At 42.7% G+C, this 14,198-nt stretch carries 12 protein-coding genes; all 12 read right to left on the bottom strand.

Features of this window, described 5'->3' with window-relative positions:
• Positions 1 to 91: 91 nt before the first annotated feature.
• Positions 92 to 844, bottom strand: coding sequence for a shikimate dehydrogenase family protein (locus AC13CC_RS09730; protein WP_326278396.1), 753 nt, complete (start codon positions 842 to 844; stop codon positions 92 to 94).
• Positions 798 to 1,838, bottom strand: coding sequence for a DUF368 domain-containing protein (locus AC13CC_RS09725; RefSeq protein WP_326278398.1), 1,041 nt, complete (start codon positions 1,836 to 1,838; stop codon positions 798 to 800). The genes AC13CC_RS09730 and AC13CC_RS09725 overlap by 47 nt, the downstream gene beginning before the upstream one ends.
• A 19-nt stretch (positions 1,839 to 1,857) precedes the next feature.
• Entirely contained in the window at positions 1,858 to 2,775 is a 918-nt protein-coding gene (locus tag AC13CC_RS09720) for a polyprenyl-phosphate transporter (RefSeq protein ID WP_482877553.1), read from the bottom strand.
• A 21-nt stretch (positions 2,776 to 2,796) separates the two neighbouring features.
• A complete protein-coding gene (locus AC13CC_RS09715) occupies positions 2,797 to 4,197 on the bottom strand; it encodes a tetratricopeptide repeat protein (protein WP_326278400.1) in 1,401 nt (466 codons plus the stop codon).
• An 86-nt stretch (positions 4,198 to 4,283) separates the two neighbouring features.
• Positions 4,284 to 5,480, bottom strand: a complete 1,197-nt coding sequence (locus AC13CC_RS09710) for an aspartate aminotransferase family protein (protein WP_326278401.1) — start codon at positions 5,478 to 5,480, stop codon at positions 4,284 to 4,286.
• The gene (locus AC13CC_RS09705; protein WP_326278402.1) at positions 5,480 to 7,183 is read right to left on the bottom strand and encodes an OstA-like protein; all 1,704 of its coding nucleotides are present in this window, start codon (positions 7,181 to 7,183) and stop codon (positions 5,480 to 5,482) included. Before AC13CC_RS09705 ends, AC13CC_RS09710 begins: the two co-directional genes overlap by 1 nt.
• A gap of 352 nt (positions 7,184 to 7,535) precedes the next feature.
• Positions 7,536 to 8,015: a Dps family protein gene (locus tag AC13CC_RS09700; protein WP_326278403.1), complete on the bottom strand. Its 480-nt coding sequence runs from the start codon at positions 8,013 to 8,015 to the stop codon at positions 7,536 to 7,538.
• A 100-nt stretch (positions 8,016 to 8,115) separates the two neighbouring features.
• On the bottom strand, positions 8,116 to 9,384 hold the full coding sequence (locus tag AC13CC_RS09695) for an adenylosuccinate synthase (RefSeq protein ID WP_482877552.1): 1,269 nt from the start codon (positions 9,382 to 9,384) through the stop codon (positions 8,116 to 8,118).
• Positions 9,385 to 9,396: 12 nt separating this feature from the next.
• Positions 9,397 to 9,852 (bottom strand): Fur family transcriptional regulator, encoded by a 456-nt coding sequence (locus tag AC13CC_RS09690; protein WP_293168220.1) that lies wholly within the window; start codon positions 9,850 to 9,852, stop codon positions 9,397 to 9,399.
• 41 nt (positions 9,853 to 9,893) lie between these two features.
• Entirely contained in the window at positions 9,894 to 12,098 is a 2,205-nt protein-coding gene (locus tag AC13CC_RS09685; protein ID WP_326278405.1) for a RelA/SpoT family protein, read from the bottom strand.
• A 44-nt stretch (positions 12,099 to 12,142) separates the two neighbouring features.
• Positions 12,143 to 13,375 (bottom strand): M48 family metallopeptidase, encoded by a 1,233-nt coding sequence (locus tag AC13CC_RS09680; RefSeq protein ID WP_326278406.1) that lies wholly within the window; start codon positions 13,373 to 13,375, stop codon positions 12,143 to 12,145.
• 3 nt (positions 13,376 to 13,378) lie between these two features.
• Positions 13,379 to 14,179 carry a TrmH family RNA methyltransferase gene (locus tag AC13CC_RS09675; RefSeq protein ID WP_482877551.1) on the bottom strand — a complete coding sequence of 267 codons (801 nt, stop codon included), beginning with the start codon at positions 14,177 to 14,179 and terminating at the stop codon, positions 13,379 to 13,381.
• Between the last annotated feature and the right edge of the window lie 19 nt (positions 14,180 to 14,198).

Here is a 14,198-nt window from a genome sequence, read left to right as displayed (position 1 = left end):
TTAATTGTCTAATAGCAAAAGTATTGATTCTTCTTTTGATGAAGTTTATAGATGTACGGATTGGTAAAAGCCCTATGCCGATTACTTGTTTTTAAGCATCGTTCCAGATTTCCCAAGCCTTTTCTGCTTGTTGCTCCAACATTTGTAGCCCATTGCAAATGGCGGCACCTTTGGCCTCGCCAGAAGTTAGAAAACTGGTTTTTTCGGGATTGTAGATCAAGTCGTACAGCAAATGATCAGCTCCAATATATTGATAAGGGAGTGCAGGTTTGTCCTCAATATTGGGGTGGGTGCCAAGTGGGGTGCAGTTAATAATCAGGGTGTTCTTCTTAATGATGGTTTGGTCCAGTTCGTCGTAGGTGTATTGCCCGTCCCTTTTACTACGCGAAACATAGGTGTTGGCAATTCCCAGTTCATCCAGAACAAAACGGACGGCTTTGGAGGCACCGCCCGTGCCCAGAATCAATGCATTTTTATGGTGCGGTTTCAAGAAGGGTTCCAATGATTTTTGAAATCCATAAGCATCAGTATTGAAGCCTTTTAGGCCATTTTCTGTAAACTGAACGGTGTTTACGGCCCCTATTTTCGATGCCTTGGCGTCCAGCTCGTCCAAATAGGGGATAACCTCTTGTTTGTAGGGTATGGTTACGTTAAGCCCTCTAAGATTATCTTGGGCGAGCACGCTTTTCAGCTCTTCGATTTTTTGAAGATCAAAATTCTCGTAGCTATGGTCATCCAGTCCCAAATCTTTAAATTTTTGGGTGAAATATCCCTGCGAGAAAGAATAGGAAATGTTTCTACCTAGTAGCCCGAACCTGTTCATTTTTTTTTCTGTTGTTGCCATACCAATCCAAAATCAATAATACCAAAATCCCCGTTAAAATAAAAAGTATGGCCCACCAAGTTTCTGCCTCTGCCATTTGGGGGAGGTGACGTTTATAGTTGAGAATTATTTTATCCCCGTTGGAATCCAATAAAGGGTTGCCGGCTTTGTCCACCTTAAAAATAGTTCTTTTCCAAGGCCAAAGTACGCCCAAAGACCCTGTGATAAAACCTAGCAATACCGCAGTCGTTGTAGCTTTAAAATGTTTGAGGACATAACTGAGCAAATGTGAAAAGGTAACCAATCCCGTAACGGACCCCAAGGTAAAAACTCCTAGTATCTTTAAGATTTGTATGCGTTCGGAATTTTTTACAAAGCTAAAATCCCCAGAGAAAACTTCAGAAAAAGTATCATAAAGTGCGTTGACCGAATCTACCAGTAGCAGGACATAGTTTCCCAATAAAATCAATATGAAGGAGCCGGACAGCCCGGGAAGTGTCATCCCGGAAACACTAACGATGCCACAGAAAAAAACAAAAAACAAGTTGTCGTTCTCTTTGGCAGGGTTTAAAAAACTAATGGAAATTCCAATGACTAACCCGATGATCCCTGCTGGAACGGTACGTTTGTTCCAAGGGGCAAAATCTTTCCCTATATGGTAAATGGAGCCTATGACCATTCCGAAGAAAGTGGCCCAGACAAAGACCTCGTTATGGTCCAAAAAATAATCTAGAATCCGGGAAACACTAAAATAGCTGACCAGCATTCCAAAAATCAGCAGGCCCAGAAATTTGGCATTGGTGTATCGGAAAAAACTTTTGAACCTGCCGTTAAAGAACAACTTCACCGCTTTGGAATTCAATTTTTGTAAGGAGTAGATAAACTCCTCGTAAAATCCGGCAACAAAGGCCACTATACCGCCCGAAACCCCCGGAACCTTATTGGCGGTCCCCATGCACAGGCCTTTTATGACCAAGAAGAAATTATCCAGAAATGTTCTAGGTTGCTGCGGCATGTGACCTGATGGTTTTTTCTTATTTTTTGGAAGCTACTTTTTCCAGGATAAAAATAAGTGAAAAACCTAGGATGGCTAAGACTATGGCCAGTATTAATTTGCTATCGCCCTCAAAAGCGCCCGGAAGTACGTTCATATCATCCACAACAATGGTTTTTTCGCCAAATGTTTTGGTTTCCAAGACTTTTTTCCACGGCCAAATTTTATTTAAGGAACCCAAGATAAACCCTGTTAGTAGTGCCAAAGTGATGTTTTTGTAGTGATTGAACATCCATTTGAGCAGGCGGGCAAAGCTCAAAAGCCCAAAAATGGCTCCAACGCCCACAGTCAAAATTATTTTGATATCCCTTTCGTGGACAGCATCCAAAATGGTTTTGTAGGAGCCTAGCAGTACAAGGATAAACGCTCCCGAAATACCCGGGAGGATCATGGCACAAATGGCCAATGCGCCCGAAAGAAACAAATAGGGCAGGCTACCCGAGTTATCGCTTGCAGGGAGTTCGGTTATAAAAAAAGCCAAGGCAGCTCCCAAAATCAATACAACCACTGTTCCCAAATTCCATCTGGTTATTTCTTTGCCTACCATAAAAATGGAGGCAACCACCAAGCCAAAGAAAAAGGACCATAATAAAATGGGTTCGTTTTCCAAAAGCCAACTCAGGAATTTTGCCAAGGAGAGCACACTGATAAAAATTCCGAGGAAAAGGGACAATAAAAAGTTTCCATTGATTTTGTTCCAAACGGCCTTGATGCCCTCTTTTTTTAAAATTGAAATCAGGGAAAGGTTTATGTTGTTTATCGAGGTTATGAGTTCTTCATAAATGCCGGAAATAAAGGCAATGGTCCCTCCCGATACTCCTGGGACAACGTCCGCGGCACCCATGGCCATTCCTTTCAGGGTAATAAAAACGTAGTCCAGTATACGACGTGCTTGCATTAATTTGTTAATAAGGCGGGGCTACTTGGCTGTTTTCCTGATTTTTGAAACCAGCGCTTTTACCCAATCAACTTCAATGAATTCAGGGAATTCTTTTTCAAACTGCTGCAATTTACCAATATCCAATTTCATAGCCTTGGATAAGATGCTTTTTGCTTCATCCAAATCGTGATTTTTTAAATGGATGCCCGCCAATTTATAGGTAAGGTTCGAATTGTCGGGATAAAATTCCAACCCTTGGGTCAACACTTGTATTGCCGAATTGTAATCTCCGATTTTGTTGAGTACTTCCGCCCAGTTCCTCCATGTTTCCAGTTCGTAATTGCCCAAGTCCACTGCTTGTTTATAGGCAAAATCCGCCTCGTCCCAATTGTTTAGGGCAGCATATAACTTTCCGGCTTTTTTCCAATATTTTGGGTTTTCCCCATCAATATTTATGGCCTTGTTGATGTAGTATATGGCTTTTTCATGGTCTTTTTGCCTAAAATGGAAATCCGTAATGGCCAACCATCCCTTGTCCAATAAAGGATCTTCGTGAACGGTGTGGTAGTAATAATATTTGGCCAGATCATAGTTGCCCAATTTTTCGTGGCATTTACCAAGCCGTAGGAAAGCATACGATGTAGGGTCTTCAATGGATATGGTGGACTCGTAGTTCTCGATGGCCTCGTTGTACCTGCCCAATTTTTCCAGCACCTTGCCTTTTTCAAAATAGGCGCCGATAAAGGAATCGTCCGAAATCACTGCAAAATCAAAAGCGGTCAAAGCCTCGATATAGCGCTTTTTGGCCAAGTACATTTTCCCCAATTGGTGCCAAGCCACCTCGCAGTAAGGGTTTCGGTCGAGATAATCGTTAAGGTATAGGATACTGCCATCATAATCCTCCAAAAACTCAAAGCAGTATACTACGTTATAGAGTGATGAGTAGTCTCCATCATCAATCTCAACGCATCTCATAAAACTAAGTTTTGCCTGCTCGTAGTTGTCCATAAATAGATACTCCATTCCCAATAGGGAGTGAATGTCGAACGAGTGGTCCGTAATATCCAATGCCTCTAGTAGAAGATTTACGGCTTCTTGGTGCTTGTCCTGTTTGGAGCGGATATTGGCCCGTTGGATATAGACTTCCTCGTTGGCCGCATTAATGGTCTGAATTTCATCCAGAAGTGTTTCTGCAGCATCAAATTTGTCCTCAAAAGCCAATACTTCTACCTGTAAAAGCTTCAATTCCATGGAATTTGGATGCTGCTCCAAGCCAATCTGAATGGCTTTTTTGCCCAAGGAGATTTTACCGTTGTTCAGGTAGTGGTGGATAATTTCCTCAAAGTCCTCCGCATCAAAAAAGTAGACGTCATCCGTCTTGAGCATGGACTCAAATTTGTTTATGGATTTGTCAGGATATTCGTTAGATTCTAACGCCATAGGAACGTTTTTGGTTGAACTATGGACTTAAAATTAACCCTTTGCGGAGCTCTTCAAGTCCAAATTCGGGGTATGTTATCAACAAATTAGTTAACAGTACTGGGTTTGTAGCTATTTAAAATACTGAGGATTTGGTCGCAGCCCTCCTCAATTTCTTTCATGGAAATGGTCAATGGGGGCGATATCCTCACGGCTTTGGGTTCAAATAAAAGCCAAAAAAGAATCAGTCCTTGTTTAGCGGCCTCAAGGATTAAATAGTCGGCCACTTCCTTGCTTGCCATAATAGGGGCAAGCATTAGGCCCTTGCCCCTTATTTCTTTTATTAAGGGATGATCCAATAATTTTCGGAACAGTTTTTCTTTTTCCAAGGTTTGTGGAATAAGGTCTGTTTCGGTGATTTCTTTGAGGGTTGCCAAACTTGCCGCTGCAATCACGGGATTCCCTCCGAAAGTAGTGATATGGCCAAACTTTGGCTGCTCTTTTAAATCTGCCATAAGCTCGTTTGATGCCACAAAGGCTCCCACGGGCAAGCCTGATGCCATTCCTTTTCCAATCACCAAGATGTCCGGCATGCAATTAAAATGTTCAAATGCGAACAATCTACCTGTACGGCCAAAACCGGGCTGTATTTCATCCAGAATCAACAAAGCACCGACTTCGTTGCAACGTTTTCTTACTTTTTCCAAGTAATGGTTCTTTGGTAAGATAAATCCAGCGCCCCCTTGAATGGTTTCCAAGACCACGGCAGCGGTTTTCTCGGTAATGTTGTCCAGTTCTTCCTTCGCATTAAATTGGACGAACCTCACATCTGGAATCAGCGGACGAAAGGCACTTTTGCGTTCCTCCAGCCCCATCAAACTTAAACTGCCCATGGTGTTACCGTGGTAGGCATTTTTTGCAGCAATAATTTGTGAGCGACCTGTGTGCCTTCGGGCCAGTTTAATGGCTCCTTCCATGGCTTCCGTTCCCGAATTGACCAAATAGGTGGTGTTCAGCTTGTCGGGTAGGTGTGCCGCCAATAACTTTGAAAATTCGACCGCTGGTTTTTGCACATACTCACCATAGACCATCACGTGCATGTACCTGTCCACTTGTGCTTTAACGGCATCCACAACTTTTGGATGGGAATGTCCCAAACTGCATGCAGATACCCCGGCCACAAAATCCAGATGGGCATTGCCATCTTGGTCGTAGATGTAGCTGCCCTTGGCATGGGAGACTTCCAAGGCCAATGGGTGTGTGGAAGTTTGGGCTTGGTATGTGAAAAAGTCGTTTTTGGACATTACGGGGTCTGTGCCTTCTTTTTAAGAACCGGTTTTTTGGGTTTTACAGCCTTGGAATTGGGTGCGTTTATAGGGTCGTTCTGGTTTTTCTGCCGTTCGTTTTCCTCAGCATCAATATCAATGGGGTTGTCTATTCCCCTAATTTTAACCAGTTCTATGCTGTTGTCGTCTTCATCAAAAATTTCCTCCTTGGACATTATTCGTTCATCACCACGCCAAACAAATCCTTTTAATTTTCGGCTTTCAACAGGCAAGTCGGTCTCGGGGAATATATCCCCATCAGGATTCACATAGAAAGTAATGTCCTCAATGTCGTTATCGGCCATGAGCAATCGAATCTTGCTGCAGATGGTTTTATCTATGCCAATGAGTTCCTCATCATCGTTGTAGACGTAGTAAATCACCTCGGTGTTTTGGACCAAATCAATGATTTTGAGCTCGTTTTCCACGAATTTGCCAAAGAGGTTTTTGCCCTTGGCTTGATTGTATCCAGTTCCACTAATGGTATCCAACGAAATAATAAAGGCATTTTCTATCACTTTTAGTGAATCGAGCTTATCGGTCTCCATGTCCGATATCAAATGAATGCTATCACCTGTGATTTGATTGTCCACGTTCCACAAAATAGGGTCGGTTATCAACTCGGTGACCCCCGTTCTCTCATCAAAATGAATGGAATCGGATTTACCGCTCAAATCGGTTTTATAGAACTTGGCATTTCTGAAAGCTCTTACGATGCGTTCCTCTTCTTTTCCTGTTACCATCAAAGTATCTCCGTGCATATAAAGCGAATCTTTTTGCACCAAACTGATGGAAACCGCCCTTTTGGTCGCAAAAACGGAATCTTTAGCCTTGTGTACCTCGGCATAGTGGGCTCTGATCACTCCATTGTTGATGGTGTCCGTAATCTGGATGTTGTTGGTGGCCGAGGCAAATTCGGTTGCTTTGTCAAAATAAAGGCTGTCCCCCTCTATGATTTTATTGTCGTAATCAATGCGGGTATTCTTAATGCCGTAGCCTTGTTCTATTTTGGTGTCGTAGAACCCACGTTCGCAGTAAATCTTATATTCTTCGCCTGTTATGGTGGATGGGCCGTACATGTAGGCGTTTTTGGAGGTAGTGTAGTAGTCCAACTGCTCGGAATCGATAATGTAATCGGGGTTGTCTATATGCACATTTCGCTGGAACTGATACTTTTTCGGGGTCATAAAATAGGTGCCCACTTTGCTGGTAAGCACATTGGCGGAATCCACCACTTTACCGCCTGAGTTGTAGTAGGCCTGTTGCTTTTCTCGATCAAAATAAAGGGTGTCCGTGGTCAATGTCATCTGGCCGTTGGTCAAATCCACTTTTTCCCAGGCTTTGGCCAGTTTGGTGTTTCCATCATAATCCATTTTGCCACTGTTCATTTCTATGGAATCCCCTTGTTGTAAACGGATGTTGCCAATGGCCTTTAAGCGGTTTTCTTCAGTATAGAAAATAGCAATATCGCACCAAAGGTCGGCACCTTGGTGTTCAAACTGGACTTGGCGCTCGTCGTCTTTGCTGAAAATGGATGCGCCAGGAAACCGAGCCTCGTCCTTGGTGAAGTTGGCTCCGTAAACAATATTTATTTGCCTTTCTCCTTTGGGTTCTTGTTCTTGGGCAAAAACGCTAAAAGTGGCCAAAAATAGAATGAAAAATGAAACGCTTTTCAAATTCATGGAATTTTGCCCAAAAGTAGGATTTTTAACGGACGTGGCATATACCGTTTAGAAAGCTTTGGCATTTCTGTTCCAAATGATTGCAGCCTTGTATTTTACTTTCCGTGTTTTAAGGAAAGCGTAATATGTCCGTAATGCTGGGTATTGTGATAAAGAACCTCCTTGTTATCTAAAACCCCGCAAACTTGCCTAACGGCAGTCAGGTTTGATTGTAGTTGCTTTAGTTTCTATGAATTTTATAGAAAACCCCCTCTCACCAAGGGGGGAAGTTTCCCTCCTATGGAGAGATTAAGGGAGGACTTAAAAGAACCTCAATCTTTTTGAAAACCATGGATTTCAAATCCATAATGGTTTATCTGTTCAAAAATGCAGAGTACATCCAAACCGATTTTTCCTGTTCACGGATGTAATCGCTCATCAAGGCGTTGGTACCCTCATCGTTGGAATCTCCGGACATTTCCAGAAGCTCCCTTTCCAAAGGTAACAGCACTTCATAGCCATTTAGGATTGCCTGAACAGCTTCCTTGCCGTTTGATACATTCTTTGCTGCTTCAATCTTGGATAGCGCTGAATAATCGGCATAATTGTGCAAAGGGGTGAAGCCCAAGGTCAGGATTCTTTCTGCAATTTCATCAATTTTCACTAATGAGTCGTTGTATAGCTCTTCAAACTTTGCGTGAAGTTCAAAGAACTTTTCGCCCTTAATGTTCCAATGGAATCCACGGGCGTTCATATAGAAAATTTGATAGTTGGCCAAAAGCTCGTTTAGCTTGTCGGATAAATCGCTGGATATTTTTTTATCGAGCCCTATTTTATTGAGTTTATCAGTCATATCGCTTTATTTTTAAATTGAATTAAAGATAGAGCAAATGTCCCGTGCTTAAAGTGATATAAGTCACATAGGGCAATGTCTTGGATACTGATAAATTAGCTTACCTATGAATAGTTTGAAGCCTGTCCGGACCTACGGATACAATTTTAATTGGTACGTTCAACTGCCCTTCCAAGAACGTAATATAGTCGTTCAGTGCAGTGGGTAACTCCTCTGCGTTGGTCAGTTTTGTAAGGTCTTTGGCCCATCCTTTCATTTCGGTATACACAGGGGTTACGTATTCCTCTTCAATATTGTAGGGCAAATGTTGGATTTCCTCTCCCTTATATTTGTAGGCCGTACAAACCTTGATGGTTTCAAAACCGCTTAAAACATCGGCTTTCATCATCATAAGCTCGGTTACCCCATTAATTTGAACGGCATATTTTAGGGCGACCAAATCCAACCAACCACAGCGTCTTGGCCGTCCAGTGGTGGCGCCGAATTCGTTACCTATTTTTGCCATTCTTGCCCCATCCTCGTCAAAAAGCTCGGTAGGGAACGGTCCGCTGCCCACACGGGTGGTATAGGCCTTGAATATTCCCAAAACTCTTTCAATTTTATTGGGAGCCACGCCTAATCCGGTACATGCACCGGCTGCCGTAGTATTGGATGAGGTTACAAAAGGATATGTGCCGAAATCAATATCCAATAAAGAGCCTTGGGCACCTTCGGCCAAAATCTTTTTGCCTTCTGCTTGGGCTTTAAAAATGTACTCCTCGCTGTCTATAAAGGTCAATTTTTTAAGTGTTTCCACACCTTCACAGAATTCTGCCTCAAGTTCGGCCAAATTGTATTGGATGTCCACATTGTAAAAATCAATCATGGCTTCGTGCTTATTGGCAAGGGCACGGTATTTTGTTTTCCAATCGTCAAACTCAAGATCACCGACACGCATACCGTTACGGCCGGTTTTGTCCATGTAAGTTGGACCGATGCCCTTAAGGGTGGAACCAATTTTGGCCTTGCCTTTGGAAGCTTCCGAGGCAGCATCCAATAAGCGGTGCGTTGGTAATATCAGATGTGCTTTACGGGATATGAAAAGCTTGGTTTCAATATCAATATTGAACTGCTCCAAGTTGTCCAGTTCCTTTTTGAAGATTACGGGGTCTATTACAACTCCGTTCCCCACAACATTTATGGCGTTCTTATGAAAAATCCCGGAGGGAATCGTGTGCAAAACGTGTTTTATGCCATCAAACTCCAAGGTGTGGCCGGCGTTGGGCCCTCCTTGAAATCGGGCTATAATATCGTATTCCTTGGTCAGTACATCAACAATTTTTCCTTTTCCTTCGTCTCCCCATTGGAGTCCAAGCAATAAATCTACCATGTAAAGTTCGGGTTATTCAGTTAGGTTTTTTTCTTTGTTTCGAGTTCCGTAGAAATATAATGAGTGATTGTTGATCTTAATGTCAAAAACCTCTTCAATTGTTTTTTTGATGGATTGAATGCGTGGGTCGCAAAACTCCACTACTTCGCCTGTATCGGTCAAGATAACATGATCGTGCTGACGGTCGAAATATGACTTTTCGTACTGTGCCTGATTTTTGCCGAATTGATGTTTGCGTACCAATTTGCTCTCCAATAATAGTTCAATGGTATTGTAGAGGGTGGCACGGCTTACCCTGTAGTTTTTGGTTTTCATTTTAATGTAGAGCGATTCCACATCAAAATGATCATCACTTTCGTAAATTTCCTGTAAAATGGCGTAGCGTTCAGGGGTTTTGCGGTGTCCTTTTTCCTCAAGGAACGAGGTGAACACGTTTTTTACAATTTCCTGATTTTTATTGTTTCCCATGGCTTTCTACCTATACTAAGGCACAAAGGTACAGTTAAAAATTAAATTCTACTTACTTTATCTATCCCTTCGACCTGCTTTAAACTGTTCATCAATCTTTTAAGGATATTGTTGTTTTTTACGACCAAGGTGATTTTTCCCTTAAAGGTACCGCCATCTGCACTAAAGTTGAGGTTGCGCATGTTCACGTGCATATTTTCGGAGATGATTTTTGTAATGTCCTTTACCAACCCCATATTGTCTATTCCCGTAATTTTAATGTCAACGGAGAATTCCTCCTGACTGGAATCTATCCATTTGGCGCTGATGATCCGGTAAGCATAGTTGGACTGTAATGATATGGCATTGGGGCAATTTTTCTTGTGCACTTTGATGCCATCGTTTACGCTTACAAAACCAAAGACTTCGTCGCCGGGAATGGGATTACAGCACTGGGACAATTTATAGTTGAGCCGTTCTTCCTCCTTGCCAAACACAAGTAAATCGTACTTGGTGGTAATTTCGTTTTTATCAACATCTTTAGGGGGGGGCGTTTTGCGCATCCGGTTCTTAAAGAAATTGATGAAGGCATTGTGATAGGAGGAAGAGAAATCCTTCAGCTTATCGTTGTCAATAACCCCGATGCCCACCCTGTAGAACAGGTCCAAGCTGGTCTTTAATTTGAAGAAAGTCACCAGTTTGTTGATGGTATCCTCGTTCAGGTTTATTTTTTGCGCTTTCAGTTTGCGTCGCAATATCTCCTTTCCTTCTTCGGCAACCTCTTTTTTCTCTTCGCTGAGCGATGATTTTATTTTGGACCTAGCTCTTGCTGTTTCGGCATAATCCAACCAGTTTTGGGTGGGTTTGGCGCTTTCCGAAGTTATAATCTCCACTTGGTCGCCACTGCGCAGCTTGGTTCCAAGCGGAACCAGTTTCCCATTTACTTTGGCACCGCGGGTCCTTAAACCGATTTCAGTGTGAATGTTGAACGCAAAGTCCAATGCCGTTGCACCCTTCGGCATGGATTTTAAATCTCCTTTGGGGGTAAAGACAAATATTTCTTTGGAGTATAGGTTCAGTTTGAACTCTTCAACAAAATCAACAGCATTGCCATTGGCACTTTCCAGTGCTTCCTGTAATTTGTTCAGCCATTCTTCTATACCTTGTTCTTTTTGTGCCCCGTGCTTGTATTTAAAGTGTGCCGCATAGCCTTTTTCGGCGATTTCGTGCATGCGCTCACTTCTGATCTGTACCTCTACCCATTTGCCCTTGGGGCCCATTACTGTAATGTGTAGCGCTTCGTAACCAGTGGATTTTGGTGAAGTAATCCAGTCACGTAATCGGATGGGGTTAGGAGTGAAGTGGTCGGTAACAATGGAATAGATTTTCCAGGCGAGGAATTTCTCGTTCTTTCTATCGGATTTGTATATGATCCGGATGGCGAATTTATCGTATACTTCGTCAAAAGAAACATTTTGGGCCTTCATCTTCCTGCGGATGGAAAAGATGGATTTCATTCGGCCTTTGATGTAATAATTCAAGCCTTCCTTGTCCAAGGATGTCCGGATTACGTTGGCGAAATCTTCGATATAGGCGGAACTTTCCTCCTCTGTCCCTTCTATTTTGGCCTGAATGTCGTTATATACTTCAGGCTCCGTGTATTTTAAAGAAAGGTCTTCCAAGTGGGTCTTGATGTTGTACAAACCTATCCTGTGTGCCAAAGGGGCATAGATATACAGCGTTTCGGATGCAATTTTCACCTGTTTGTGCTCCGGCATGGAGTCCATGGTGAGCATATTATGGTAGCGGTCTGCAATCTTAATAATGATTACCCGAACATCATCATGCAGGGTCAGCAGCATTTTTCTAAAGTTCTCAGCTTGCTGACTGATGTCTTTGTCTTTCTTTAGATTGGCAATTTTGGTGAGTCCGTCAACAATTCGGGCAACGGTCTCGCCGAACATCCGCTCAATATCGGCCAAAGTATATGGTGTGTCTTCAACTACATCATGGAGTAGGGCAGAGGCAATGGAAACGGCATCCAGGCCAATTTTGGACGCTACGATCTTGGCCACGGCAATCGGGTGGAAAATATAGGCTTCCCCTGATTTTCGTCGCTGATCCTTATGGGCATCCACGGCCACGTCAAACGCAGAACGAATCAACTTCTTGTCCTCATCAGTCAGCGTTTGGTAGCTTATGCGAAGTAATTCCTTGTACTGCTTCGCAATCTCCTTGTTCTCTTTTTCAATAGCAGCCTCTGTCATAGTATTTTAAATTTACCACAATCTTATTATCTAAACAACAAAATCTATGCCTTAAGGTTTCGGATACGTTCCACCAATGGAGGGTGGGAGTAGTGCACAAAAACATAGGCGGGGTGTGGCGTTAAGTTGCTCAAGCTTTTTTTGGACAACTTTTTTAAGGAAGATACCAGTGGTGTTGCCTCAAATGTGGTTTTGGCAAAATCGTCGGCTTGGAACTCGAATTTTCTCGATAAATAGTTCATGATCAAACCGGTGATTTCGGAGATTGGGCTGTACAACAGGGCAAAACCTACCAAAGCGGCATGGAAACTTGGTGTGGATACCCCAATGGCCAACGATATTTCAGGGTGGTTGATGAACAATGAAAGTATGAACAATGTCAGACCTGTGGTCAAGAGTGAGACAATAAGGTTGACAATAATATGCTTCTTCTTGTAATGACCTACTTCGTGGGCCAATACTGCCACAATTTCATCTTCGCTCAAATCATTGATCAAGGTGTCGAACAGGGTGATGCGTTTTTCTTTTCCAAAACCCGAAAAATAGGCATTTGCCTTTGTGGAACGCTTGGAGCCATCGATCACAAAGATGTTTTGGAGCTCAAAACCCACTTTTTGTGCATAGTTTTCAATCGAACTTTTTAAACTGCCATCTTGCAAAGGTGTTTGTTTGTTGAAAAGCGGAACAATCAATCGACTATAAAACAAATTGATAAAAAGGATAACCCCGGCGACCATGGCCCATGCATACATCCAAAAATTGGGCCCTGTAGACTGGTAAAACAGCATAAACAAGGTCAGAATACCTCCTCCAAGAACGATGGTCAGGATACCGCCTTTTAATTTGTCCGATACAAAAATGGACTTAGTGGTTTTGTTGAACCCGTATTGTTCTTCGATGACAAAAGTTCGGTAGTATGAAAATGGCAATCCTAGAATAGAGCTACCCAACATAATGATTCCGAAGAAAATCAAAGCCATTGGAATGGGTTCGTCGGTGAAGGAGCGAGTGAGTTGGTCCACCCATTCAAAACCTCCAAACAACAGAAAACATATTGTCAGCACAAGGGAGAACCCATCGGAAATCACCCCAAATCTATAGTTGGTCTGTTTGTACTGTTGCGATTTTCGATACTCGTTCTCATCATAAATATCGGCAAGCTCTGGGGGCAGTGTTGATTTGAAACGCTTGGCATTCAGATACTCCAAATACTGGTGAACCAGATATTGGACTACAAGGATGACTAGAATGACATAAAAGAGAGTATTTTTTTCCATAGCTTAAAATCCGCGCTGGCGCTTCGCCTCAAATATAAGTATTGCAGCGGATACCGAAACATTCATGGAGTCTATTTCTCCCTGCATCGGTATAATTATGTTTTGGTCGGAATTTTTAAGCCAATTTTCGGTCAATCCACTAGCCTCGGTACCCATAACCAGGGCCGAAGCGGCTTTAAAATCACATTCCACATAATTTTTGGAAGCGGTTAGGGCAGCACAGTAAATTTTGATTTGGTTGGTTCGTAAAAAAGCAATGATTTCGTCCGTGGTCCCCACGCCTATTTGGTTGGTGAAAAGGCAACCTACGCTGGAACGTATAATGTTTGGACTATATAGATCGGACTTGGGGTTTGCTATTAAAACGGCGTCCACAGCGGCCGCATCGGCGGTTCGCAAAAGTGCGCCTATGTTTCCAGGTTTTTCGGGAGCTTCGGCCACCAGCACCAAAGGTGTTTTGTTTTTAAAGCAGATGTTCTCCAATGCATGATTTTTGGACAGCATCAATCCGAGAACACCTTCTGTGGTGCCACGGTGGGCAATTTTGCCATAAACACTTTCAGAAACTTGGATGACTTCAGGATTTAAGGACTTTGTAATGGACTCAATGGAAATATCGCCTATAATTTCAGGACAAAAAAGAAGGGTTTGCAAAGTATACCCTCCCTTTTGCGCCAGTTCAATTTCCCGTTGTCCCTCTACAACAAAAAGCCCGGTCTTTTTCCGTTCACGGGATTTTTCCTTTAGTTGAAGAACTTTTTTCACCAAGGGGTTTTGGGCACTACTGATCAGTTTAGCTTCCATACGCATGGTAAAAATAGCT

This window comes from Flagellimonas sp. L-11, from assembly GCF_056857735.1.
Note: the sequence above shows the minus strand (reverse complement) of the source record. Positions and strands in the feature narration are given on the sequence as shown.